This is a genomic window from Mycobacterium sp. (genome assembly GCF_049281135.1).
In the GTDB taxonomy this organism is placed as follows: Bacteria; Actinomycetota; Actinomycetes; order Mycobacteriales; family Mycobacteriaceae; genus Mycobacterium.
In genome coordinates, this window is sequence record NZ_JBAPRN010000249.1 from 1 (window position 1) to 26021 (window position 26021).

Genomic DNA, 26021 nt, shown 5'->3' on the forward strand with positions numbered 1-26021 from the left:
TTCGATTCGCCGAGATGAGGACCTCAGCAAGGACTTTCCACGATTGCGGGAAGGTCATGCTCGAGGTGGGATTCAACGAATCGGTAGGTCGCGACGAGTGTCCGAATGTCCCGCTCACCGTGGCCGAGATCGTCGACGACGTTGTGAGTACCGCGGCGATGGGCGCAGCGGTCCTGCACTACCACGCACGTGATGCAGACGGTGCGGTCGCGTGGAACGAGGTCGACTTCTACCTCAACGTCATGAATGGGTTGGTTAGCCGGGCGTGCGATGCCATCACGTACCCAACGTATCTGGGCTCCTATGAACATATTTGGCAGCTACACGACGCCGCGCAAGCAGGCCACGGCCTTCAGATGGCCCCGTTTGATGTCATCCAGAACGTTGGGCTGAGTCCGTGGGAGGACGACCGCGGCAGATTCTCGCAGATCGACCTAGGCGATGCTTTGGGGGCGGACAAGAGCGCCGTCCCGAGCGCCCTCAGCGAGATGCGGCGCCGGGGCGTGCGCCCCGTGGTGGCGGCCTTTGACGTCGGCCACGCCAGATGGGTACGTCTCGCGGTGCGCGCGGGGGTGCTTGCTGAACCGGTTAACGTCAAGCTTTTCCTACATCAGGGTTGGGTGCTTGGCCCCACACCATCGACGACCGGTCTCGACGCCTATCTCGCCGAACTCGACGGCGTCGACGCTGAGATCACCGTCGTGCCGTCAACCATGCACGACCGGGATGCGTGGCTTGACCTGATTGATGCTGCGCTGCGCCGTGGGCTCGGCATCCGGGTCGGACTCGGCGACTGTCCAGCGATCCACTACGGCATGACGAACACCGACGTCGTTGGCGAGGCCATCGATATGATGGACCGATACGGCCTGTGTCCGGCCACCCCGAGCGACGTTGTCTCGCGGTTGGACCTGCCTACCCGCCCACCCGCGCCAGCCGGCGACGTCTCGTAGTTAGGGCGATCTGAGTCCTGTAATGCAAGTAAGGGGAACACATTTGGACCGCCATACCGCTGAAAACGACGAGCCCAGCGGCGCTCGGCGCTGGCCCGGGCTGGCAGGCAGAGTGGCCATCGTCACCGGGGCGTCGCGCGGCATCGGAGAGCAGATCGCCAAACAGTTGCTGGAATCCGGCGCCGACGTCTGCATCACCGGGCGTCAACCAAAGGTGTTGAGCGAGAGCGTGAGCCGCCTCAGCGCCTTCGGAACCGTGATCGGGGTCGAGGGCGACACTGCCGATGCTCAGCACCGCCATCAGGTGGTGTCACGCACCCGTGAGCAACTGGGGACGATCACTATTCTGGTCAACAATGCGGCAACCAACACCCAGGTCGGACCGTTGGTCAGCGCCGGAATAAACGCCGTCGCGGACACGATCGCAGCGAACCTGATCGCGCCGATCGGATGGTTCCAATGTGTTTGGGGCGACGTCGCCGAACCGGTCGGCTCGGCGGTGAATATCTCCAGTGTCGGCGCCCTGCGTGTGGCTGCCGGCACCGGCGCCTACAACATCTCCAAACACGGGCTCGAACAGGCCACTCGCCAGCTTGCGCTCGAAATGGGGCCGTCAGTTCGGGTGAACGGTGTGGCGCCGGGGTTGGTGCCCACGCACTTCAGTCGAGCACTTATCGAGGGGGACACAGAGAGCCTTGCGAAAAGCCATCCGTTGGGTCGTTTAGGCACTACGGGAGACATCGCCGATGCGGTGCTGTTCCTGCTTTCAGAGAACGCCGCGTGGATCACCGGACAGGTCCTCGTCGTCGACGGCGGCGGGACATCGCTTAGCGACGCTGGTAAGCGTGCAGAACAGAACCTGCAGGCATTCCTTACGGGCAAGCGATGAGCCTGCGACTCGACGTCGACTTCCCCGAGGAAGCCTTTCGCGCCTGGGCCGGGACCACCATGGCGGGCAACGGCCCTTTTCAGGTCGATAGAGTCCCAGGCGGCAATTCCAATGTGACGCTCCTGCTTTCACGCGAAGGGCATCGTTGGGTGCTTCGTTGCCCACCACCGGGAGCTACGACCTCGACACATGATCTGATTCGAGAGACGAACATTCTTGTTGCGCTTCGCGATTCAGATATTCCACATGCGCGGCTCGTCGGCGTTTGCGAGGAGCCAGACGTGATCGGATCGCCGTTTGCTGTCTTGGAGTGGGTCGAGGGAATCTGCCCGTATGCGTCCCTGCCGGCGGCGGCGACCGCCGCTGATGCCGCCCAGCTGGCCGCGCATGTCGTCGAGGTGCTCTGCCGCGTGCACGCACTACCGCCGACGGGGTCGCTGGCGACGATGGGGCGTGCCTCGGATTTTTGCGCGCGACAGCCAAGGCGGTGGTTGTCTCAGCTCGACAAGTGCAGGACCCGAGAACTGCCCGACCTGGACTGCGCGTTGGCGCTGCTGGGCCAGCAAGTCCCTGCAGAGCACGCTGGTGTCCTGATCCACGGTGATTACGGTCTCCACAATCTGATGACGACCGCTCACCCGCCATTGCGCGTCGTCGCCGTTTTGGATTGGGAGACGGCGACGATCGGACACCCGTTCCTCGATTTGGGTCACTTGCTGCTCTTTTGGCCCGGATCCACCGACCCCACCCCGTGGCGCCGGGGGCTTCCTGAGGTCCCCCGCGGGCTGTTTCCGCCGCGACAGTACGTCTTGGAGCGCTATGTGAGATGTTCGGGCTCCGACGACGTCGAGAGCATCGGGTGGTTTGCCGCATTGGCGGCGGTACGGATGGCGGTCATCCTGGAGGGCACTTACAAGCGGGTTCGCAATCGTCCCAGCGAGGACCCGTTCATCGTTGGTCTGGCTCAGACGGTGCCGTACTTGGCGCAACTCGGTTTGGAATTGATCGAGGGCGGCTGGGACCGTATGGACCTGTCCTAACGGCGTCAGCGCAACCACTGCCTCGTCGTTTTGGTTGTTGGGTTGGCGATGGTAATGATGGTGACTGGTTAGGGCGCGATGCGTAGTCCGCCGCATACGCTGATTGTCTGTCCGGTGATGTAGTCCGAGTCGGCGCCGGCGAGGTGCAGTACGGTGCCGGCTATGTCGTCGGGTGTGCCCCAGCGGCCCAGTGGAATCATGGATAAGACGTTCGCCGCGAGTTTTTCGTCGGTGGTGATGGATTCACTCATTTTCGTCGCGATGGCTCCAGGGGCTACCGCGTTGACCGTGATGCGATAGCGGGCCCATTCTCGTGCCAGGGCCATGGTCAGGCCGATGATTCCGGCTTTGGCTGCGGAGTAGTGGGTTTGGTTGACTGCGCCGAAAAGTCCGTCCACTGACGTGATGTTGACGATCTTGCCGTTGCACGGGGCGCTGCCTGTGCTCGCCTTTGCCGCTGCGATCATTGGTTCGGCGCAGGCGCGGATCAAACGGAACGCGGCAGTGAGGTTGACATCCACGATTCGGTTCCATGTGGGATCGTCCAGCTCGGCAAGCGGTGCCGGCTTGACGATTCCCGCATTGTTCACCACGATGCGTGGAGCACCAAACTGGTTGACGCAGCAGCTGACGATGTCAGTCGGGGTGTGGGGGGCGGTGACGTCGCCGACCACCACTGCCGCGATGGCACCCAACGTGATGCATTGCTGCGCCGATTCCTGCACTGCTGCTTCGTCACAGTCATTGAGCACGAGTTGGGCATTGGAGGCCGCGAAGCGCAACGCGACCGCTCGGCCGATACCTCGTCCGGCGCCGGTGATGATGGTCGGTACGCCGGCGAGGTCGTAGCTGATGCTCATGCCGCGCCGCCGTCGGTGAGTATGCGCTGGACAAGTCGGGCCACCGTCATGCGATGAACCTCGTCAGGGCCGTCGTAGAGGCGGGCGAAACGTGCCCGGCGGTACATCGAATCTAGCGGCGAGTCAGAACACACCCCGAGGACGCCGTGGACTTGGACCGCCCGGTCGACCACGCGGTGCAGGGCCTCTGCCCCGAAGTACTTCACCATCGCGATCGAGATCCGCGGATCGGTACCGGAGTCGATAGCTCGCGCAGCGTCGAGTGTCATCAAGCGGGTGGCAGTGATGTCGGCGGCGCTGTCAGCGACCCAGTTCTGGATCGTCTGCTTGTCCGAGAGCAGCGAGCCATGCACGAACCGGGACGCCGCCCGCTGGCACATCAGCTCTAGGGCTCGTTGCATCTGGCCTATCCAGCGCATGACATGGTAGATGCGGCCCGGGCCTAGACGACGTTGTGCCATGGCGAACGCCTCGCCACGCCCACCTAGTAATGCCTCGGCAGGCAACTCGACATTCTCATACAACACATCAGAGTGGCCGCCGGTTTTGTCGCCGAGAAGAGACATCGACCGCGTCCGGTTGTAGCCGGGAGTGTTGGTGGGCACGATGAACATCGACGCACGGTTGTGCGGGGCAGCATCGGGATCGGTCACGGCCATGCAGACGGTGAACGAGGCGAAGTCGGCATGAGTTGTCACCCACTTGTGCCCGTTGATCACCCATTTGTCGCCACACCATTCAGCCCGGGTCTGCAACTGCTTGGGATCAGACCCGGCCACATCGGGTTCGGTGATTGCAAACGAGGGGATCATGTCACCGGCTACCATCGGCACCAACCACCGATTCTTCTGCTCTGCGGTGCCGTAGTAATGCAGCAGCAAGGCATCTTGGGTGATGTGTGTACCCAATGCTAACAGCGCGTGATAGCTACGGCCCACGATCTCGTTGACGTAAACATAGTCCAGAAAGCTCAGCCCGCCGCCACCGATCTCGTTCGGCAGACCCAACGCCCACAACCCCTCGGCGCGGGCTTGTTGCTGGAGCCGGCGCATCAGCTCCTCGGCGTGTGGGCCGGGTATCTCCAACTCTGACTCACAGGGGATGACGCGCTGATCGACAAAACTGCGGACGCGCGAGCAAAGCTCTTCCATATGGTCAGGGCGGGTGTCCCACGGCGGCGCTGACCTGAGTGAACCTTCTTGGCGCATCGACAACTCCAGATCTCGGCGAATGACACGATGGGCCCCGCAATGCCTGCTCAGCCCTGCAGAAGATGGTATCCTATCGCAAAAGAACTATATAATTTTATAGTTAGATATCTCTGATTTGGCAAGTGGCCCGGGCGAGAGGAGCTGGTGAGGTCCTACACGCGGTGAAGGTCGTAGAAGTAGCCGTCGCCCGGGGTTGCGCCCACCGGCGGGATCGCCGGTATATATGTTTTACTGATTAAGCCCCTCTCCGGTGGGCGACCGCGCGGTGGCTCAGTTCGCGATATCTAACTCAATGAGGAGGGAACATGCTGGAACCCGACGCGACGATTGCTTGGCACCCGTCGACCCGCGGGATTGCCCACGTCGGCATTACCGTTCCTGACCTCGATGACGCAACCAATTTCTTCCAGCGGGCGTTCGGCGCCACTGTGCTGGCGGACATCATCAAAGCCGAGGACCCCGACCTCGAGATGCGTGACGTCACCGGCACGGATTTCGCCGCCGCGCTGGGGGTGGACGCGACGACATCCATGCATGCGGTGCGCATGCTGCTACTCCACGACGGGGCGCGAATCGAACTCTTCCAGTACGCGAAATCCTCCCCGAGGCCGCCAGTCATCTGCTCTGACTACGGATTGCAGCACATCGCCGTTCTCGTCGAAGACATCGCGAGCGCGACCGAATCGGTCATCGCCGCTGGTGGTACCGCGTTCCCAGGCCCGTACCCCGCCCCTCTCGGCTCGCCGGATGCCCTGTTCCGCTATTGCCTGGCCCCCTGGGGGTCGGCGGTCGAACTCATCTACGACCCCGCCCCCTGATCGTCGGCCGATTGCCACTCGTTTTCTCCTCGCACGACCGTCAAGGTGCTGCCGTCAACGTCGGTGGAGCGAGGCTCGGCGTTGCACCAGCGGCCGTCTTCGACATGAGAGGAACCCAATGGCCCGGCTCGGATTGACTGTCCCGCTCGCGGGGGCGCCGCTCGCGCAGCAGCGCAGGCGCCTTGACGACATCGAAATGGTCGGCTACACCGACTTGTGGTCGCTCGAGGCGTCTGCGGCGGATGCGTTCACGCCACTTGTCGCGGCCGCCACAAGTCATCCGTCCTTTCGACTCGGGACCGCGATCGTTTCCGCGTACACCCGCAGCCCAGCACTGTTGGCGATGTCGATCGCAGCGTTGGCCGACGTCGCCGAAGGCGAAGTGGCGCTCGGCATCGGCGCCAGCTCCGACGTGATCGTCAGTCGTTGGAACGGCCTTGACTTTCGCGCGCCTTACCAACGCGTCCGGGACGTGGCAACCTTCGTGCGCCGGGCATTGAGCGGGCAACGAGTCGACATGACTTGCGACAGCTTCACGATCAGGGGATTCCGGCTGGACCTCATCCCGCAGCGACAGCCGAAACTGCTGATCGCTGCGCTGCGACCAGGGATGCTCAAGCTCGCGGGCTCCATTGCCGACGGAGCGATCGTCAACTGGCTGTCCGCCGATGACGTCACCCGCGTCGCGCCGTACGTGCGCGGATCGAACGCCGACGCAGAGATCGTGGCGCGGCTCTTTGTCATTCCAAGCGAGGACGTGGCGGTGGTGCGGGCGACGGCGAAACGAACCATCGCCGCCTATCTAAACGTCGCTGTGTACGCCGAGTACCACCGTTGGCTTGGGCGCGGCGAACAGCTGGCGCCGATGTGGGCGGCATGGCAGGCGGGTGACCGCGCGGCCGCTGTGGCGGCGATACCGGACGCGGTCGTCGATGAGCTGGTCATCTACGGCAGTCCAGCCGACATCAGTTCTCGGATCGGTGACTACGTCGACGCCGGTGTCAGCACCCCCGTACTGGCGATGATGCCCCCCAACGGGGACACGACCGTTGACTTCGCTCAGATCATGGCGATCGGCCGCATGTACACCGAGAGCGCGTGACCGCCACAAAGCCATGGCGGGTCGGATAGCCGCGCGGCCTCGGCCTGCTAGCAAGGGCGCAACCTAGTTGAAGCCACACCAGCACCGGTTGTCCCCGGGTGTGTCTGGGGCAAGGGATGATTGGCGCGATGAACCGGGCCGCGGCGAATCGAGCGCGGTTTGCCCGACCACTGAATTGAAGGATCGACGAGCCCGAGGGCGAGCGTGGTGGTCGACGTAAAGTCGACGTTTTGTCACATGGCGCTGCTGTTCCCCATTCTGGGCCGAACTCGATAACGTCCACTGGGTATTGCGCATACGTGCCACGCTTGGTGGTAGCGCAACTCCCTGCAGGCAGCTGACTTCAGGCTGACGATGAATCGGCGCGCGGAGCTATTCCAGCGCCGTGGACTTCGCTCGGAATGATGCCGACCAGTTCGATTGCACGCGATTGCCCAAGGCAGTACACGGATTCGCAATACCTGCCCGGCCCTGCAGGCGATGGCTACCCCACCAGCGCAAAAGGCTATATAGTTCTATAATTAAGATGGCTGAAGCCCGCGCGGGTCATCCGAGGAGGAGGAGAAGAGCTCGTGACGAAGGTCTTAGACGGAGTGAAGGTCGTAGAAGTGGCCGTGTACGGCTACGTGCCGGCGGCCGCTGCGGCAATGGCCGATTGGGGCGCCGACGTCATCAAGATCGAACACCCGGAGCACGGCGATCCCGTCCGCGGCCTCGTCGCATCAGGCGTCAAGCCCGGCGACGGCGGAGTGACGCCATTGTGGGAAACGTTCAACCGCGGAAAGCGCAGCGCGGGAATCGATATCAGCCGCCCCGAAGGGTTGGAGCTCCTATTGGCGCTAATCGACCGAGCCGACGTGTTCTTGACGAACTTTCTAGGCCCGGCTCGTCAGCGACTGGGCATCGATGACACACACATCCGTCGCCGTAACCCGTCCATCATCTACGCCAGGGGCACAGGGCAGGGCGTGGTAGGACCGGAAAAGGACAACGGCGGATTCGACTTGATCTCCTATTGGGGCAGAACCGGCCTTGCGTCGGCCGCGATGCCGAGCGACTACGACTATCCCATCACCCTTCCCGCCCCCGCCTTCGGTGACGTTCAGGCGGGCCTGAACCTGGCAGGCGCGGTCGCGGCGGCTCTGTTTCGCCGGGAGCGCAGCGGAGACGGCGCGACCGTAGACGGCTCGCTGCTGTCATCAGGCCTGTGGGCGATGCAGGCCGGGCTCGCCGGGAGCTTCGCCACCCGCAGCGCTGAGTTGCCGAAATGGGACCGTCGGCGGCCGGGTAACCCCTTGGTCAACGCATACCGAACCGCCGATGGCCGCTTCCTGCAACTTTGCATGCTCGAAGCGGACCGCTTCTGGCCTGGACTGTGTAAGGCGCTCGGCAAGCCGGAGTGGATCGAGCATCCGCGGTTGGCCACTGCGGAGCTGCGCTTGTCCAACGTCGAAGAATGCGTCGAGCTACTCGACCAACTATTCGCTCAACGGAGCCTCGACGAATGGACCGACGCGCTGGAGGCGCAAGAAGGACAATGGAGTGTCATCAGGCCGGTGGGAGAGGTCCTTGGCGACCAACAGGTTCGCGACAATGGCTACATCCAGATGGTCGAATACGAAAACGGAGCAACGCTTCCGTTGGTCCCCGCGCCCGCCCAATACGACGGCCAGGCGACGACGCTGACGCGCGCACCCGGCCATGGTGAGCACACGGATGAGGTGCTGCGCGAACTCCTCATGAGCGAGGACGAAATCCTCGAACTCAAGATCGATGGTGTAGTCACTTAATGTCGTGTGACCTTGCGCACCCAGCAGATGCTCTATATATTTAACCCATTACGCCGCCAGGTGGGTGGCGACAGCCGGTTGCTCACAGCACGTACAGGATCTCAACAACGGAGGCAACGATGCCCTTGCAGGACCACCATCAGATCGTCTCGGTCGACGACCATCTGATTGAGCATCCGCGCGTATGGACGGACCGGCTTCCTGAGCGTTACCGCGAAGTCGCCCCACAGATCAAAGAAGTTGAGGGGAAGCAACTCTGGCACTATGACGGCCAGGTGTTCCCGACCGTGGGGCTCAACGCCGTCGCCGGAAAGCCGCGCGAGGATTGGGGTTTGGACCCGGTTCGTTACGAGGACATGATTCCCGGATGCTACGACCCCGCGGCGCGCATCAAGGACATGGACATCGACGGCGTTCAAGCGGCGCTGTGCTTTCCGTCGTTTCCCGGCTTTGCCGGCAGCACGTTCTTTCGCGCTAGCGATAAGGAGTTGGCGGTCGCGTGCACCGCGGCATGGAATGACTTCTATCTCGACGAATGGTGCGCATCAGCCCCCGATCGAATTATCCCGCTAGCCATCATTCCGTTTTGGGATATCGAACTCGCCGTTGAGGAGGTGAAGCGCGTCGCCGCGAAGGGAGCCCGCACCATCTCCTTCCCTGATAGTCCGGTACCGTTCGGTTTACCGTCCTTCCATACCAGGCACTGGGATCCGCTGTGGCAAGTGTGCTCGGAGGCCCAGATACCGGTGTCGCTGCATTTCGGGTCAGGCGGCCACGTTCCCGGCTTCTCGTTCGCAACGATGCCGATGGACCAGCGTGCAATAGGCGAGGCCAGCGAGGAACAAGTACCGTTCGCCGTGGCCATCTCGATGTTCCCGACCAATTTGATGTGGACAACGGCCGATTTGCTGTTCTCCGGTGCGCTGCAGAGGTTTCCAACGCTGCAATTGTCCTTGGCTGAGGGTGGTATTGGCTGGGTGCCATACATCCTTGAGCGGTGCGATTCCACGTGGGACCGCCACCGCTACTACCAGCACATTGATTTCGACAGTCGTCCGTCGGACTTGTTCCACCAGCACTTCTGGGGGTGCTTCATTGATGACGAACAAGGCCTGATAAACCGGCACGCCATCGGGATTGACCGAATCATGTTGGAGATTGACTACCCGCACTCGGATTCGAATTGGCCCAACAGCCGCAAGCGTGCCGCCGAAGTATTCGCTGAGGTACCCGACGAAGAGGTTGAGATGATCGTGGAGACCAATGCGCGACGGATGCTGCGTTACCCCCGTATCACCAGTAATTGATCTTGGGGGACCTGCCACCTGCTGTGAGGAGTGAGCAATGTCGAAATCCGGCGATTCGGCCCCAGGACCACAGCGCGGGGCTGAGGACGATCACGACCTTCTGACTTACGGCGAGGTCACAGTGCGGCTGCATGAAGCGATCAAAGCCCAGGAGGGTCTGGTTACACAACTTGCAAAGCACGGCGACAGCGCCCAAGTCGCAGAAGCGCAGGCTCGCCTAGAGGCTCTGCGCGAAGCAAAAGAGCGTAATCGGCGGCAACCGATCAATGACAAGAACTTTGAGCAATTTTTCGGGTACACAGGCACTCCGCAGGGCGGTTCGTCAATAACGAGTTCGAACCGTATTGGCTCGCAAGAGAGGTCAGAGAAATAATGGAGAAACTCGAACGCTACGACCCGCGGCTAGCTCCGCTCACCCGTCAGGTCGAACATATGGAAAATCCGCAGACACTGTACTACGACAAGGCACGCAATATCCGAGCAGAGCGCGTTGATGGAGCGCTAACGCTGTACTGCCATAAAGACCTCATCGAAATCAACCGACACCCTGCTGTTTTAGGAGTTGGCGGACGAGGCGGCTTCTTCGGCAACGACAACCCGCTCATACCCATCGAGGTCGACGGCGACGACCACAAGAAATGGCGCAAACTGCTCGACCCGCTGTTTGCACCCAAACAAGTTCAGCAATTCGAAACCTCTATTCGAACACTGTCCCGTGACCTGATCGGGAAATTCTTGCCAACCGGTACCGCGGAACTGCACGACGACTTATGTGTCCCGCTTCCGTGCCTAACATTTCTGCGCATAATTGGCGCGCCCGCCGAGGATCTTCCCTACTTTTTGACGTTTAAAGATGTAGTTTTGCATCCCAAGGGCGACACCATTGAGGAAATCGGCGCGGAGATGGCCTCGGCCGGCGCGAAGTTCGTCGAATACATGAAGAATCTGATTGAGAGGCGACGCGCTGAAACTGAGCCGGCCGACGACGTACTTGCGGTCTTGCTTCGTTCGACCGTCGATGGCCGCCCAGTCAGCGACGCTGAGGTGCACAACATCATGTACTTGCTGATGTTCGCCGGCCTGGACACCGTAACCTCCTCCTTGTCGTGCATCTTGGGATGGCTCGGTGAGCATCCCGCGGAGCGAAGGCGCCTGGTCCAGGATCCATCCGTCATACCCGCCGCAATCGAGGAATTGATGCGGTATGAATCCCCGGTGCCCTTCGGTGTCAGGTTCGCCACCGACGAGATCGACCTCGGTGACGGACTGGTCGTCCAGAACGGCGATGCGATTCACACGCTGTGGGCCGCTGCCAATGTTGACGAGTCCGAGTTTCCCGATCCGCTCGTCGTCGATTTCGATCGAGGCCGAACGAACCACATCGCCTTCGCCAGTGGAACTCACCGATGCCTGGGATCGCACCTTGCGCGTCTGGAACTCAGGGCAGCGGTCGACGAGTTTCTGCAATTGCTACCCGAGTACGAGGTGACCGAACCGATCGTCTACTCGAACACCGCCAACCGGGTGGCAACCCACGTAGCCATCACGTTCCCCGCGTGAGCTGGCGGCGCGCGATTTGATCACCACATGACGCGCGGTTTGACTACCACATGAAGGGAATGCTGATATGGGAAGTCTTGACGGCCGTGTGGCACTGATCACCGGCGCGGCTCGTGGCCAGGGGCGCTCGCACGCCGAGTTGCTCGCCGAAAATGGCGCCGACATCATCGGACTGGACATTTGTTCGCAGTTCGACACAGTCCACTATCCGATGTCGACCGCCGACGATCTCGAAGAGACAGTGCGACTGGTCGAGAAGACCGGCCGGCGCATGGTCGCAGTCGAAGCTGATGTCCGCGACCTCTCAGCGATGCAGTCGGCAGTATCGCAGGGCCTGAGAACGTTCGGGAGGCTGGACATCGTGCTGGCCAACGCCGGGATCATGGCACATGCACTGCCCGGCATCACGCTTGAGGAATCAGCTCGGGCGTGGCGGGATTCGGTCGACGTCATGCTCACCGGGGTGTGGAATACGTTGCAGGCCACGGTTCCGGTCCTTATAGAGCAGAGCGAGGGCGGGGCAGTTGTGATTACGAGTTCCTCAGCGGGCCTGCGTGCTCAACCCACCGATCGACTAGGCGGCACCGACGGCTATTACGCCGCAAAGTTTGGCGTCGTGGGGCTGATGCTTGCCTACGCGTGCTCATTGGGGGAATACAACATTCGCGTCAACTCGGTGCATCCGACGGGCGTCTCGACGCCGATGGTGATCAACGATTTCTTCCCCCAGTACTTGGAAGCCAACCCGAGAATTGCGGCCAATATGGTTAATTCACTACCAGTGCCGACCATCGAACCGTCTGACGTCAGCGAGGCGATCCTCTACCTCGTGTCGGATAGCGGTCGTTACGTGTCTGGGTCGACCCTTTCGGTCGATGCCGGAATGACGGCGTTGAACTGACGTACGTGACCGGGTGAGTACTTCGCAGGCAACCCATGAACCTTCTCAAGGAACGAACCCGGTGTATACGGAAGGACACTCGCAACCATGACCGAGCAGCCCCTACTGCTTATCGATGGCAAGCGCGTCGGTGCAGCGTCAGGTAAGACGTACGATAACGTCAACCCTGCTGACGAGAGCATCCTTGGACAGGCTGCTGACGCTGGCGGCGAAGACGCGAGCGCGGCAGTCACCAGCGCACGCCGAGCCTTCGACGCGACGGATTGGCGCACCGACGTTGCCCTGCGGCAGCGCTGCCTTCGCGAACTGCAGGCGGCCTTGCTCGCGGAGAAGGAGCACATTTACGACATCACGGTTGCCGAAGGCGGCTGCCCGCGTTCGCTTCTCGAGCCGGTGCAGATTGGCCCACCGATTGACGGCATGTCCTTCATGATCGATCTCGCCGGCAGCTACGAGTACGACCGCCCGCTTCCGAACCGTGAAACGTGGGGTATGTCGGTGAAACGGTCGGTCAGGCGGGCGCCGTTCGGCGTCGTTGCGGCCATCACGCCATGGAATTTTCCGCTGATGCTGAACTTGGCGAAGATCGTTCCGGCCCTGGCGGCGGGCTGCACGGCTGTGCTCAAAGCCGCTCCCGATACGCCGTGGACCGCCGCAATGCTAGGCCGATTGATCGCCGAAAGGACCAGCTTTCCGCCGGGAGTTATCAATATCCTGACAAGCGGATCGTCCGCCGACGTCGGCGAAGTCCTCACCGGTCACCCCGACGTGGATCTGATCACATTCACTGGGTCGACGGTCACAGGTCGGCGGATCATGGAGCGCGCCGCGAGCACTGTCAAGCGTGTGTTCCTTGAGCTCGGAGGAAAATCCGCGGCCGTAGCCTTGACCGACGCGGATATCGCTGTTGCCGCAAGGGTGACGGCTGCTCAGGCGATGATGCATTCAGGGCAGGGCTGTACCTTGACCACAAGGCTGTTGGTGCACCGCGATCACCTCGAACTCGCCACGCAGGTCGCTGCCGCCACGATCGCCGACACCGTACACGGTGATCCTCAGGATCCCAGTGTTGTTGCCGGCCCGTTGATCAACGCACGGCAGCGCGACAAAGTGCTTGACCTCATCGAAAGTGGTAAGCAGGAGGCAACGTTGGTTGTCGGCGGCCAGCCGTCGAAATTCGCCAAAGGCTATTACGTCGCACCGACTCTGTTCACCAACGTTCCGCCGACGAGCCGCATCTCCCGCGAAGAGATCTTCGGCCCGGTTCTAGCTATCACTGCCTACGAGACAGAAGCTGAAGCGCTGGCGTTGGCCAATGATTCGATCTATGGACTGGCCGGTGCCGTATTCTCCGCTGACCCCGATCGCGCGCAGCAATTTGCTGATCGAATTGACGCGGGGAGCGTGAGTATCAACGGCGCGATTTGGCTTGCACCCGATAGTCCTTTCGGAGGCCATAAGCAAAGCGGGATCGGCTATGAGCACGGATTAGAGGGTTTCGAGGAGTACCTCTCGGTCAAGACGGTTGCTTGGCCGGCATAGACGTACCGAACGGTGAAATGCGGTGGACGTCAATAGCGTTCGACTGCACGGTCCGCAGCGCCACGGTCCGCAGCGCGACGGGCTCCCTTCTGCATCCATCGGCAACCAGCGATGTCGGCGCCGATAATGGCCGAGTACCGCGCTCGCACCTCCGGGGGCGGGGTCGATACCAGGTCGGCTCGCTGACAGCCCGTACAACGGCGATTGCCGTCGGCGGCAGCCGGCTTTGGGGCGGCTCGAGCTCGAAGCGGCGGCGCACTGGGTGTGCAACCCAAACGCCCGCTGTGCGTGCATGAGCAACAGCCTGACCTTTCACCTCTTCACGGTGATGCCGTTGCTAATCGACAACATCGACCGTTGAGGTAGAAACTCGCCGGTCTTGCTGCGCATTCGACGTCAACCCCATGGGACTGATTGCCCGCGCCGACCCCTGCGTATCCGGCCTCAGGTCTGTTCAGATAGGTCTCATCAGACTCGTAGTCGCACGCTCGGGCCCGACGCCGAATAATCCGGATACATCGCCCCGACATGGAGATCAGAACAACTAAATGATTAAATGTATGTAGCTCCGCCGACAGCTCGGTGACAGCGTCGGGCGACGACACCCTCCAACGGTCCCGCCGGACATCATTGGGCGCGAGCCGCGCACCAGGATAGGAGTAAGCGCCATGACGAGGCTAGCAGCGGGCGAGGCGCTCGAACTCGCCCGCTCGGTACGCGCGGTGTGTGACCGTATGGCATCCCCCGAGCGGGTCCGCGAAATTGCATTTGCCGGCAACGGTTTTGACAGCGAGCTCTGGCTCACGTTGTGCGGGCAGGTCGGGGTCGCCGCGATGGCGCTGCCCGAAGAGCTCTGGGGTGCGGCGTGCGACGCGAGTGCGCTGGGAGTCGTGGCCAATGAACTTGGCCGCGCTCTGGCTCCAGTACCGTTTGTCGCGTCCGCAGTGCTGGCAACGGGCCTACTCCTCGACTGCAAATCCCATGCGCTGCTCGACTCGCTCGCTGACGGCACTCGTACAGCGGCTGCCGTGGTCTGCGACGGTGGCGGTGCGTGGGATCCCGGCGCGGTGTCTGTGCGGGCCGTGGAACTCGACGGCGGCTGGCGCCTTCATGGCGCGGCCCGACACATTCTGAACGGCGCTAGCGCCGACGATCTCGTCGTCGTGGCTCTCGCCGGTACCCGCGCGGTCCTCGTCACGCTCGAGTCGAGCAGCGCCGGCGTGACTGTTGAAGCCGAGAAGGTACTTGATGGCACGCGGCCGATGGCCACCGTCACCTTCAGCGGGGCGCTCGCGCAACCATTGATCCCGGAGGGAAACGTCGAGGAGGTTGTTCACCGAAACGTGCGGCGTGCGACCGCAATATTGTCGGCCGAACAGGTTGGTGCACACGAACGAGTGTTGGAGATCGCCACCGAATATGCTCGCGTGCGCCACCAATTCGGCCGTCCAATCGGTAGCTTCCAGGCGATCAAACATCGATGCGCAGACGTCCTTGTTGGCCTGGAATGGTCACGGTCGGCATCGCAGGCCGCGCTGCAGTCGCTCGATGATGACCCGCCTGGCAGTGCTGCTGAAGCCGATTGGCGCATCACGATGGCGAAGGCGGTGTGCTCAGAAGAGCTCCGCGCTGCCGCTCACAGCAACCTCCAGATTCACGGAGGTATCGGCTTTACCTGGGAAGACTCGGCGCACCTGTACCTGAGGCGGGCACGTAGCGATGAAGTGATTTTCGGTGGCCCAGGGTTGATGTGGGACCGCCTGGCGGCCGAGGCCGATCTGCTGTGAATGGCCCGAGCCCGCTTACCTCGCACTGCCAGAACGAAATTCACAAGGGCAGGACGCGCCGACTACGGAGACGGGAGAGACCATGACGTTGGAGACTACGTCGTTAATCGAGGACCAGGATGCCGTGCGTTCCGAGATGCGCGCGTTCCTGGCGGCTGCTCCAAAGCCGGACGGGTTACGCAACTACGGGCCAACCCCAACGGAACACGACGTTGAGCCTGGCCGACTCTGGCAGCGCTACTTGGCCGAACACGGCTACGCCTGTCTGCACTGGCCGGTCGGATACGGCGGGGCCGATGCTTCAGTGCTGCGGCAGGCGATCTTCGCCGAGGAGTGCGCGCGCGCCGGCGTTCCGCGCCAACTGGGCATCACCGCCATCGATCTGGTCGGGCCCGTCTTGATCAGATTCGGCTCGCAGCAACAGAAATCGCGCTACCTGGAGCCCATTCGTCTCGGCGTCCATCTTTGGACGCAGCTGTTCTCGGAGCCGGAAGCAGGATCGGACCTCGCAGGTGTGCGGACCCGCGCGCAGCCGGTGGACGGCGGTTGGCGAATCGACGGTCAAAAGGTCTGGAGCTCTGCAGCGAACTCGGCCCAATTCGGACTTCTACTGGCCCGTACAGGGTCGGAGACCCACCACGGCTTGAGCATGTTCGTCGTGCCGATGGACGCACCGGGGGTGACCGTGCGTCCGTTGCGGCAAATCGATGGTGAGTCCAAGTTCAACGAGGTGTTCCTCGATGGTGTCCTGCTCAGCGCAGACGCGCTGGTAGGCGAACCCGGACAGGGCTGGCCGATCGCGTTGGTCACGCTGGGACGCGAGCGGCTGACGCTGGGCTCCCAGGCCGTCGGCATGTTCAAGCTGCGCGAACGTATGGTGCAGGCGGCCCGTGATCACGGCTTACTCGACGCGGTGTTGGCCCGTTCGATGACGAAGCTGTGGGCACGCATGTGGCTACTGCGTTTCACCTGGGAACGGGCTGTTGACAGCGGTGACGCCACATCGTCGGCCTTCGCGGTGCTCAAGCTGATGACCTCGGAGACCGACCGGGACCTGGGCGACATGGCGACCGATGTGCTGGGTACCGATGCATGCGTGGACCCCGGACTGAATGATTTCGTGCACGCCATGCTTGTCGGCCGCGCGCAAACAATCCTCGGCGGCACCAGCGAAATACAACGCAATATTCTCGGTGAGCGTGTCCTAGGTCTGCCCAAAGAGCCGCGGTAGACAGCGGATGAACGGTTGGCAGCGATGAGTCTGGTCCCCAGCTATTCGGATTTTGAGACAGCGCTTCGTTCTCGGTTGCACGCCGGCATGACGGTCGCCCTCGGCGATGGCGTCGGCCAGGTCTGCACTCTGGACGAGGGCGACAACGCCCGTGCGATGCTCTCGAGAGTCGCCGGTGAGGTCAGCGGAGTTCGCCTCGTGCTTGGTTGGCATCCCGTACCGCTGGATGGACTCGACCCGCATGCCTTTCAGGAAGTGATCGTGCTCATGCCCGGATGGGGTGTGCGCGCGATATTGTCATTTCCCACAGCTCATTTCGTGCCGACACGGCTCGCAGCCCTTTCCGCGCTGCTAGCCGGTGTGCTGAAACCGGACGTGCTCATCACCCGCGTGGTGGAGCGTGCGGGCAGGCTGTCGTTCGCCACCGAAGTGTCGTGGCAGCGTGAACTGGTCAACGCCGGGGTTCCGGTGCTGGCAGTCCTCGACCGCAATGCGCCAGCCGCCGACGCCGGCCCGCCACTGGACCCCGGACTGGTGCGTGTTGTCGCCCATAGCAGTGACGGCCCGGCGCAGTTGCCGCCCAAAGACCCCGAGCCCATCCATGATGCACTGGCCGACGCTGTGTTGCGGTTCGTCCCGGAGGGGGCGCGCCTGCAGTATGGGCCTGGACAGTTGGCCACCGCTTTACTGCGGCGGGCTACCACAGCCCTACAGATCGACACCGGGCTTCTCAGCAACGCCGTCATCGACCTTGAGCGGCGGGGACTCCTGGCCGGAACACCGACGGCGACCTATCTGCTCGGCGACCGGGCGCTATACGAGTGGGCCGATGGGCGACCGATCCTACACGGCATCAGCCACACCCACGACGTCACTCGGCTGTCCCGGGGCGCGCCGTTTGTCGCTGTGAACACTGCGATCGAAATCGACCCGGTCGGCCAGATCAACGTCGAAGGGGTCGGCGAGAAAGTCGTCGGAGGCATAGGCGGTCACCCGGACTATTGCCTGGCTGGCTCGATGAGCCGCGGCGGGTTGTCGATCATCGCGGTACCAACCGCGGTCAACGGTCGCTCACCATTTGTCGAACAGCTGAGCCGCCCCGCCTCCACACCCGCCTCCGACGTGAACATCGTCGTCACCGAAACCGGCCATGCCGACCTCAGAGGCGTCGATTGGACCCAGCGCCGCCGGCTGCTCGAACGCCTGTTCGCGGCGTAACGAGCACGCTGGCGCTGGCCGAACTCGCTTCGGGCGACTACCTTCTCATCACTTCCGTAGTGACAGTAGTGCGCCTCCGAGCGCAGCAGCCGGCTTCGACTCGTCCAAAAAGATTGCTGCGCTGGAGTTCTCCCGATGTCGTCGGGCCTAGTACGGACTCTAACAAGACGCCCAGCAACGTAGATTCGGACAGCGCTCGCGTTTCGCTTGGCCCGTGATTTACCATGCTATGTATCGCTAACTGTTTAGATGTTTAGGGGAGCCGCGGTGAATATGGTCAATGGGGTGGTGAGCGACACAAGAGGTCGCGATGTCCCGGCACCCGGGCGGTTCCGGCAAGAGTTCCGCCGCTATCTCAGCGCACTGCCTGATGCCGACAAATGGCGATCGGCCTCGGTGACGACCGCCGAAGAAGGCCTCACGCGCGACGCCCTGTTCATGGCGCTGCTCAACCGGGACGGATGGAATCGGGTCGGGTGGCCAGAGCAGGCCGGCGGCCTGGGCGGCACCGAGATCCACCGAGCCATCTACTACGAAGAGCTAGGCCACGCGCACTTGCCCATTCCGGCGCAGCAATGGACGCTCGAGACTCTCGGGCCCACGCTGCTGAGGTTCGCACCGCGTTTGGCCTCCGAACATTTGCCGCGGTATCTGGACGGCACCGAATGGTGGGGGCAGTGCTTTTCCGAGCCCGAAGCCGGCAGCGACCTGGCCGGCCTCCGCACGAGGGCCATTGACGATGGTGACAACGGCCTGGTCATCAACGGACAAAAGACTTGGACCAGCCAGGGGGGCACCGCGACACGATTGCTGACCTTGGTGCGCACCGGCAATCCCGAAAGCCGGCACCGCGGGCTGACCATGGTGTTGATAGACGCCAATACCCCTGGGGTGACCGTGCGCCCGATCGCACTCGCAAGTGGACGCCGTGAGCTGGCCGAAGTGTTCTTCGATGACGTGCGGGTACCGCCAGAGCGTGTTGTCGGCACTATCGACGATGGCTGGGCTGTCGCGATGTTTCTCATGCAGTTTGAACGCGGCATGTATGGATACGCGATGCTGAACCACACAATGTCGGAGCTGGGCAAGTTGCGCTCCGAGATGGCAGAACACGGGTCCTCGCCGAGTGAGCGTGAGCGTTTTGCTCGCGTATATGTCGACCTTGTCGCGGCGCGGGCACGTACTGCGACCACCGTGCGCAAAATCGCCGCAGGCACTGCTGTCGGTCCCGACAGCAGCATCGACAAGCTGCTATTCGCGACGGCTGAACAGGCCGTCAACGACCTGATCCTCGACGTTCGGCGCGAATGGATGGTCACCGGCACCGGGGGTGGCAGCACCGCTGCGTTGAGCGAGGCACGTGCGGCGTGGTGGTATTCGCGGGCCAGCACGATCATGGGCGGGACTGCCGAGATTCAGCGCGGAATCATCGCCGATCACATTCTGGGTCTTCCGAGGGAGAAGCGGTGAGCGCGCATTTGGATGACACGTGGCCAATGATCGAAGACGCAGTGTTCCGGTTGTTCGACGAACTCATGGCCACATCGGACGCAGGTGAACTCATAGCGATCGGGCCGCGACTGGAGGAAATGGGTTGGGCGGCAATCGAATCAGAGTACCCCCTCGACGCTTGCGAACTCCTGTTCCGTGCCCAAGGCAGGTCGTTGGCAAACACCGACTGTCTAAGTCGTGCGATGCTAGCCGAGCTAGGCGGCACCCTCGAAGGACAGGCCGACGGGATCGTGTTGCTCGACCCCACCAACGGGGAGGCCCCCGCCACTGCCGGTGACACCTTCAGCGGCGTGGTTTTAGGGCCGGCGCGCGGTCGATTGGCAGTACCCGTGCACAACGCCACAGGGAGCACCTCGATCAGTATCGTCGATGCCGACCGGTTGGCCGGCGAGCGACTGGACACTTTCGACAATACGAGCTACTGGACACGCGTGTCAGGCGACATCGCCGGTCCCGTCATCGAGGCGTCCGATGCCTGGAATCGCGCAACTACAACCGCCTACCGGGCGCTGGCCACAGAACTCCTCGAGCTGACACAGCAGGCATTGCGAATCGCGGTGGAGCACACCCGGGTTCGAGTACAGTTCGGATCGCCGATCGGCTCCTTCCAGTCTCCGCGACACCGCTTGGCCGGCGTCGCAGCCTCCACGGAAGGCGCACGTGCACTCGTGGACGAGGCATGGCAATCCGGGGAGATGCTGACAGCGCAGATCGCCAAGGCCGCAGCAGGACGTGCTCATCGTCAGGTGTCGGATGCTGCACTGCAAGTGTGCGGTGCCATCGGATTAACCGCGGAACACGACCTCCATCGCTATGTGACCCGCGGCTATCAAGTTGACTCATTGTGTGGGTCATACCAACAGCTCGAAACCCAGCTTGGTGAGCATCTTTTCGGCATCTCCCCTCGCGAGTCCTTGCCGCAGATCGTCACCTTGGGTTGAGCACCGGGCAGGTACATGAGCGACGTGAGCGGTGGGCACCGCCGGTTGCGGAGCCCTCAACCAGCCGCCGAATCGAAACCGTCTGGTGGGTGCCTAGGAATCTAACTGGCGATCGACTTTGATTCGCAAGGCCTTCGTACGCACCAAACGAAACATCGTGCTGACCATCACGGCCGCTACAGAGCAGCTACCTACGGAACAACGTTTACCGTCGCAGCGTCGGCAGCCAACGACCAGTGTCTGGCGAATCTGTGTTCACGATGCCGCGTGGGCAGTCGGTGCGGCACCACCGAGCTGGAGTTCGGTTCGAGTCTGACCTACTGCCCTTCCAGACAGCGACTTCTAAACGCTCTCACCGGTCCGACCTGAGCGATCACGCGAACGCCGCTCGATCCAGCGAGCGACATGGACGCTCAAACTCGACCGCGATGCTGTATCACGTGGTCGACGGTCGCATCGAAATCGTCGGACGTAGTCCTCTACGTCCGTTTCACCGGCGAAATTGCCCGACATACAAAGCACGGCCCAATGGGGCCGCTGACGACACAGCCCACTCGGCGTTGTCGCGCGTTCGGCAAGACGGTCAGTTGTGCCCGCCGTTAATCAGCTTCGAGACTGATCGCGAATTCCGGGCATGCCTCAGCACCGCGGCGGGCCAGCCCCTCATCTCCTGGTTTCACGCTGCCGGACACAAGCGCCGAGTATCCGGAATCGTCAATCGGGAATAAGACCGGATCAGCTGCATGGCACTGCGCATGCCCTGCACACTTGGAGCCGTCAATTCGGATTTTCATGCGTTCAACCTCCGCGGCCGACAACACTATCTGCTAGGTGCATCCCGTCCGCCCAGCGACGCAGTCGATCGGGATTGCGCTACAAATAGGTTATATCATTAATGAGTTAGCGACTGCGTTTCCGGTCCTCAGCCTGGGCACAATCGTGGCGGCAGCCTGCGTGCGACGGCCGCGATTCAGGTTGCGCGATCGGTCTTCACCATTGCGCTGGTGGTCCTACTCAGCTAACAAGCAGCGGCGTCATTCGACGGTCGACTTGACCCGCCGACCGGGTGAGCCTGGGGTCATCACGCGTTGCGATGCGCTGGATTACTGGGGCGCGCCTGCCGTGCCATCAGACACCCTGCTGCCCTTCGGTGTTCGCAACCGCTATGCCGGTGGCATGCAGAACCGGTGGAGTGGTCGTTCATTCAACGATCGTCCGTGGCAGCGCCGCTGACAAACGAGCTAATCGTTTAGCTATATTCTGTTATGATCAGCGAAACAACGGATGGGGAGCGCGGTCGACAGTCTCGTGCGCGTTCGCGGCCTGGCGTTGTCAGCGGAACGCATAGGACTGCACAGGCCATCACGCCATACCACGTAGATTCAGGAGGACCCATGGCTACTGCGGGAAGGCTGTCCGACCGCGTCGCTGTTGTCACAGGAGCCGGTCAGGGATTGGGCAGGGCAATCGCACTCCGTTACGCCGCCGAAGGCGCGCGCGTGGCCGTGGTGGACATCCATGAACAGGCCGCGCGTGAGGTCGCTGCGGAGATAACTGCAAACGGCGGCAAGGCGATTGGCGTGGTCTCTGACGTCGCCCGCCGAGATGAGGTCGACTCCGCAGCCCAACGAATCGTAACCGATCTCGGAGCCATCGGGATCCTTGTGAGCAACGCCGGGGTCAGCCGCCCGGCGATGTTGTGGAAGATGACCGACGAGCAGTGGACGACCGTGTTGGCCATCCACCTCAACGGGGCGTTTCACTGGTTGCAAGCCGTAGTCTCCGGGATGCAACGAGCTGAAAAGGGACGCATCATCTTCACGACATCGGCTGCGGGTGTTACTGGCACCATTGGCCAGATCAACTATTCTTCGGCCAAGGCCGCGTTGCTAGGTATGACGCGCTCAGCGGCCCAAGAACTCGCCGAGTTCAACATCACCGTTAACGCCGTCGCACCCGCAGCGGCTACACCGATGACGGAGAAAGTCCGCACGGACGCGAGATTCAAAGACAAATACCTGGAACGCATCCCCCTTCGCCGATGGGCGTCACCGGACGAAATCGCCGAGACCTACCTGTTTTTGGCGTCAGATGACGCCGGTTACATAACAGGACAGGTCATCGCCGCCGACGGCGGAATGACGATGGCGCGGTGAGTTTCGATGCACATGAGGTGGACCAGTAGAACCCTTGTACAGACTCTGGTACCACCAGTGGTTTGCGATCTTTGGGGAAACTTTGCTAGTTGATCGAATGCTGCCGTCGGTTGAGGCACGCGACCTAATCGAACTCGCGCGATCGCTGGCTGATCGGATTCTCGACCCGATTGTTGACGGGCACGAAGCCAACGAGCGTTATCCCGTCGGCGTCTTTCGGATACTTGGTGACGCTGGGCTGTTGAGCCTGCCGCAACCGCAGGAATGGGGCGGCGGAGGTCAACCGTACGAGGTCTATCTGCAGGTCCTTGAGGAAATAGCGGCGCGTTGGGCAGCGGTGGCGGTGGCGGTTAGCGTCCACAGCCTGGCCTGCCATCCGCTCCTCTCATTCGGCACCCACGAACAGAGGAACCGTTGGTTGCCCGACGCGCTCGGTGGACAGACCGTCGGTGCATACAGTCTGTCCGAGCCCCAGGCCGGCTCCGATGCGGCCGCACTGTCGTGCAAGGCAGTACCAGTCGACGGCGGTTACCGCATCAGCGGCACCAAGGCATGGATCACCCACGGTGGCCTCGCCGATTTCTACACCCTGTTCGCCCGGACAGGCGAGGGTTCGCGCGGCGTGAGCTGCTTCCTGGTGGCCGGCGACACTGACGGGCTCTCCTTCGGCAAGCCCGAGCAGAAGATGGGCCTACACGCGATACCGACGACCGCCGCATACTACGACGAGGTCTTTGTCCCTGCCGAGCGACGGATCGGAGCGGACGGTCAGGGCCTGGCAATCGCATTCAGCGCGCTTGACGGTGGTCGGCTGGGGATTGCCGCGGTCGCCGTCGGCATAGCCCAGGCAGCACTCGACGCGGCGGTCGCCTATGCCCAACAACGCACCACGTTTGGTCGGCGCATCATCGACCACCAGGGGTTGGGGTTCCTGATCGCCGACATGGCCGCTGCGGTGGACAGTGCCCGCGCAACCTATCTGGATGCCGCACGACGGCGCGACGCGGGGCTGCCCTACTCGCGGCACGCCTCGGTCGCCAAACTCGTGGCGACCGACGCTGCGATGAAGGTGACGACCGACGCGGTGCAGGTCTTCGGCGGGTATGGATACACCCGCGACTACCGCGTCGAGCGCTATATGCGGGAGGCCAAAATTACCCAAATCTTTGAGGGCACCAACCAGATCCAACGGCTGGTGATCAGCCGACAGCTCGTCAGCAAATGACGCGACCGACGCCACGTACACGAAAGGAAGGCAATCAGTGGAGATCAAAGACGCCGTAGCAGTCGTCACGGGTGGGGCCTCCGGGCTCGGGCTCGCGACGACGAAGCGACTGCTGGATGCGGGCGCGCAGTTTGGCTATGCCCGCGTCAGCACCGGACACCAGTCGCTCGATCAACAAGTCGATGCGCTCACGGAGGCGGGCGTCGATTCTTCTCGGGTGTACTCCGACAAGCCCTCTGGCACTTCGACTCGCGAGCAGCGACTCGGTCTTGCAGCTTTGCTCGACGACGCCCGCGAAGGCGATGCGATTGTGGTTGTCGGCATCGACCGTCTGGGGCGCAACGCCGGCGAGGTGATGGCGACCCTTCGCGAACTGGGTGAACGTGACATCGTTCTGCGGTCGCTACGTGAGGGCATCGACACCTCGAACGCCACAGGTCGAATGGTGGCTGGCGTCCTCGAGAGCTTGGCCGAACTGGAGTTGGAGTTGGGCCGCGAACGTCGTGCGGCAGCGCGTGAAGCCCGTCGGCTACGCGGTCACGCGACTGGTCGCCCAAAGGCGTTGGATGCGTCGAAAGCCGCTCTGGCTCAGCGGATGTACGCGAGCGGTGAGCCTGCTCCCACCATCGCCGCGATGCTTGGTGTCAGCCGCGCCACGATCTACCGCGTGCTTCGCGAGGCGGACGGCGACACCCAATAACGTCGCGGGTTGCTCAGTTCCCGTGTCCTCGACTACCGAGCAGATGTGCCCGCTAGTCATCAATTCGGCGATCGCGTTGAGATCGTTGACTCTTGGGCGGTCGAGGACTAGCCGTGCTCGGCGTCCGCCGAACACACGATGGGTCAGCGATGTCGTGGCCCACTCGGCGGCTGCCCCACCGACTGGGCATCGTCGGCGAGCCGTTGTATGTCGTAGGGCCTAGGCGCGTCCACGGAGTCACCCCAACCCCGTTGGTCGTAGTTCACGAAGGCCTGATCGGGTTGCAGGCGAGCGAGCACTGGCCGCCAGGTGCGCCGCGAACCTCCCCAGTAGTGCAAGAAGATCAGCGCAGGGGTCGCGCCCCAACGTGTGTCGGCGTGAAGCACTGCACCGTCGACGTCTATGACGCGCTTGATGGTGTTCGGCGAAGTCATTGCTGGATTGCGACCGGTGGAGGCGATGAGCTGGTCGAGTGCGGTGGCGTTGTCAGGCACCGGCACGGGTGGATCGAGGCGTGCAGCCTCCGGAAGGCAGCCAGTTGTTCGATGGCGAGGGCGGACTCGGGTAGTCCCGCGGAGATGAATACGGGGACCATCACGTCTTGAGATCAGCGTGGAGGAATGAGTTCACGTCGGTGGCGAATTCGGCGTGATGCTGAAACAGGAAGCCATGGGCCGCATCGGGATAAATCTTGACCGTCGCGTCGGGCAGGAGGCCGCCAAGCAGGTGTGAGTAGCGCGGCAGAATCATCCGGTCACTGTCTCCGTTGGCGACGAGTACCGGCTGAGATATGCCGGTCAACCGTTCCAACAGACTGACATTGGGGATGCCCCACTGCACGACGGCGTCGTAGTGCGCGGTGCGGGTTGGCCAGTCCGTTGGTTCGTCGCGGTCTTCGGTGCGAGCAAAGATGCGGCTGAGAAACTCGCCGCCGGCTATCCGGCTGGACTCGGACGTGGTGAAGAACGCGTGCAGCAATTGATCCCCGGTGGTCTCGGGGCTGCCGACGGCGTCAATGATGTCGGACACCCAACCGTGCATGCCTGGCGCGCCTTGCGGCGCGGTCGCGGCGAGCACGATCCGCTCGACGAGGTCGGGGCGGATCAGCGCGATCTCTTGGGCGATAAACCCGCCGAGAGAGTAGCCAAGCAGGTCGACACGGGTCAGGTCGAGCGCACTGATGAATGCGATTGCGCCGTGGGCCATCTGGGTGACAGACGCAGGAACCTGGCCCGTTGTTGCGCCCACCCCGACGTTGTCGAATGCGATGACTTCGCG

At 62.5% G+C, this 26021-nt stretch carries 24 protein-coding genes; 19 read left to right on the forward strand and 5 right to left on the reverse strand.

Annotation, left to right across the window (positions count from 1 at the left end; translation table 11 throughout):
* The 3 genes from WAN02_RS09960 to WAN02_RS09970 form a co-directional block, all read left to right on the forward strand.
* On the forward strand, window positions 1-953 hold a 953-nt coding region (locus tag WAN02_RS09960; RefSeq protein WP_422263989.1), incomplete at its 5' end, for a 3-keto-5-aminohexanoate cleavage protein.
* A gap of 43 nt (window positions 954-996) precedes the next feature.
* Window positions 997-1842, forward strand: a complete 846-nt coding sequence (locus WAN02_RS09965; RefSeq protein WP_422263990.1) for an SDR family oxidoreductase — start codon at window positions 997-999, stop codon at window positions 1840-1842.
* A gap of 59 nt (window positions 1843-1901) precedes the next feature.
* Window positions 1902-2882, forward strand: coding sequence for a phosphotransferase family protein (locus WAN02_RS09970; protein WP_422264009.1), 981 nt, complete (start codon window positions 1902-1904; stop codon window positions 2880-2882).
* Between the two features lie 68 nt (window positions 2883-2950).
* Here the strand turns inward: WAN02_RS09970 and WAN02_RS09975 are convergent, their stop codons facing one another.
* Together WAN02_RS09975 and WAN02_RS09980 are read right to left on the reverse strand one after the other, a co-directional pair.
* Window positions 2951-3742: an SDR family NAD(P)-dependent oxidoreductase gene (locus WAN02_RS09975; RefSeq protein ID WP_422263991.1), complete on the reverse strand. Its 792-nt coding sequence runs from the start codon at window positions 3740-3742 to the stop codon at window positions 2951-2953.
* A complete protein-coding gene (locus WAN02_RS09980) occupies window positions 3739-4950 on the reverse strand; it encodes an acyl-CoA dehydrogenase family protein (protein ID WP_422263992.1) in 1212 nt (403 codons plus the stop codon). The genes WAN02_RS09975 and WAN02_RS09980 overlap by 4 nt, the downstream gene beginning before the upstream one ends.
* Window positions 4951-5258: 308 nt before the next feature.
* Between WAN02_RS09980 and WAN02_RS09985 the strand changes: the two genes are divergently transcribed.
* The 13 genes from WAN02_RS09985 (at window position 5259) to WAN02_RS10045 (ending at window position 20662) form a co-directional block, all read left to right on the forward strand.
* Window positions 5259-5771, forward strand: coding sequence for a VOC family protein (locus WAN02_RS09985; protein ID WP_422263993.1), 513 nt, complete (start codon window positions 5259-5261; stop codon window positions 5769-5771).
* A 118-nt stretch (window positions 5772-5889) separates the two neighbouring features.
* Window positions 5890-6873, forward strand: a complete 984-nt coding sequence (locus tag WAN02_RS09990) for an LLM class F420-dependent oxidoreductase (RefSeq protein WP_422263994.1) — start codon at window positions 5890-5892, stop codon at window positions 6871-6873.
* A gap of 572 nt (window positions 6874-7445) precedes the next feature.
* Window positions 7446-8663 (forward strand): CaiB/BaiF CoA transferase family protein, encoded by a 1218-nt coding sequence (locus WAN02_RS09995; protein ID WP_422263995.1) that lies wholly within the window; start codon window positions 7446-7448, stop codon window positions 8661-8663.
* A 119-nt stretch (window positions 8664-8782) separates the two neighbouring features.
* On the forward strand, window positions 8783-9970 hold the full coding sequence (locus WAN02_RS10000) for an amidohydrolase family protein (RefSeq protein ID WP_422263996.1): 1188 nt from the start codon (window positions 8783-8785) through the stop codon (window positions 9968-9970).
* Between the two features lie 37 nt (window positions 9971-10007).
* Window positions 10008-10343, forward strand: a complete 336-nt coding sequence (locus tag WAN02_RS10005) for an acyl-CoA synthase (protein ID WP_422263997.1) — start codon at window positions 10008-10010, stop codon at window positions 10341-10343.
* The gene (locus WAN02_RS10010) at window positions 10343-11530 is read left to right on the forward strand and encodes a cytochrome P450 (RefSeq protein WP_422263998.1); all 1188 of its coding nucleotides are present in this window, start codon (window positions 10343-10345) and stop codon (window positions 11528-11530) included. Before WAN02_RS10005 ends, WAN02_RS10010 begins: the two co-directional genes overlap by 1 nt.
* Window positions 11531-11597: 67 nt before the next feature.
* A complete protein-coding gene (locus WAN02_RS10015; protein WP_422263999.1) occupies window positions 11598-12431 on the forward strand; it encodes a mycofactocin-coupled SDR family oxidoreductase in 834 nt (277 codons plus the stop codon).
* An 87-nt stretch (window positions 12432-12518) separates the two neighbouring features.
* Entirely contained in the window at window positions 12519-13973 is a 1455-nt protein-coding gene (locus WAN02_RS10020) for an aldehyde dehydrogenase family protein (protein ID WP_422264000.1), read from the forward strand.
* A gap of 668 nt (window positions 13974-14641) precedes the next feature.
* Complete coding sequence (locus WAN02_RS10025) at window positions 14642-15760, forward strand: acyl-CoA dehydrogenase family protein (RefSeq protein WP_422264001.1); 1119 nt, start codon at window positions 14642-14644, stop codon at window positions 15758-15760.
* Between the two features lie 82 nt (window positions 15761-15842).
* Complete coding sequence (locus tag WAN02_RS10030; protein ID WP_422264002.1) at window positions 15843-16991, forward strand: acyl-CoA dehydrogenase family protein; 1149 nt, start codon at window positions 15843-15845, stop codon at window positions 16989-16991.
* 87 nt (window positions 16992-17078) lie between these two features.
* On the forward strand, window positions 17079-18209 hold the full coding sequence (locus WAN02_RS10035) for an acetyl-CoA hydrolase/transferase C-terminal domain-containing protein (RefSeq protein WP_422264010.1): 1131 nt from the start codon (window positions 17079-17081) through the stop codon (window positions 18207-18209).
* A gap of 288 nt (window positions 18210-18497) precedes the next feature.
* Window positions 18498-19679 carry an acyl-CoA dehydrogenase family protein gene (locus tag WAN02_RS10040; protein WP_422264003.1) on the forward strand — a complete coding sequence of 394 codons (1182 nt, stop codon included), beginning with the start codon at window positions 18498-18500 and terminating at the stop codon, window positions 19677-19679.
* Window positions 19680-19705: 26 nt separating this feature from the next.
* Window positions 19706-20662: an acyl-CoA dehydrogenase family protein gene (locus tag WAN02_RS10045; RefSeq protein WP_422264011.1), complete on the forward strand. Its 957-nt coding sequence runs from the start codon at window positions 19706-19708 to the stop codon at window positions 20660-20662.
* Window positions 20663-21261: 599 nt separating this feature from the next.
* Here WAN02_RS10045 and WAN02_RS10050 read toward each other — a convergent pair.
* Complete coding sequence (locus tag WAN02_RS10050) at window positions 21262-21456, reverse strand: ferredoxin (protein WP_422264004.1); 195 nt, start codon at window positions 21454-21456, stop codon at window positions 21262-21264.
* Window positions 21457-22056: 600 nt separating this feature from the next.
* Here WAN02_RS10050 and WAN02_RS10055 point away from each other — a divergent pair.
* The 3 genes from WAN02_RS10055 to WAN02_RS10065 all read left to right on the forward strand — a co-directional run bounded on the left by WAN02_RS10055 (window position 22057) and on the right by WAN02_RS10065 (window position 24743).
* Window positions 22057-22818, forward strand: a complete 762-nt coding sequence (locus tag WAN02_RS10055) for an SDR family NAD(P)-dependent oxidoreductase (RefSeq protein ID WP_422264005.1) — start codon at window positions 22057-22059, stop codon at window positions 22816-22818.
* Between the two features lie 82 nt (window positions 22819-22900).
* Window positions 22901-24043, forward strand: a complete 1143-nt coding sequence (locus WAN02_RS10060; protein ID WP_422264006.1) for an acyl-CoA dehydrogenase family protein — start codon at window positions 22901-22903, stop codon at window positions 24041-24043.
* A gap of 109 nt (window positions 24044-24152) precedes the next feature.
* Window positions 24153-24743: a recombinase family protein gene (locus tag WAN02_RS10065; RefSeq protein ID WP_422264012.1), complete on the forward strand. Its 591-nt coding sequence runs from the start codon at window positions 24153-24155 to the stop codon at window positions 24741-24743.
* A gap of 143 nt (window positions 24744-24886) precedes the next feature.
* Here WAN02_RS10065 and WAN02_RS10070 read toward each other — a convergent pair whose 3' ends face one another.
* Window positions 24887-25243: an alpha/beta fold hydrolase gene (locus tag WAN02_RS10070; RefSeq protein ID WP_422264007.1), complete on the reverse strand. Its 357-nt coding sequence runs from the start codon at window positions 25241-25243 to the stop codon at window positions 24887-24889.
* 94 nt (window positions 25244-25337) lie between these two features.
* The coding region (locus tag WAN02_RS10075) for an alpha/beta fold hydrolase (protein ID WP_422264008.1) at window positions 25338-26021 on the reverse strand (684 nt) is incomplete at its 5' end.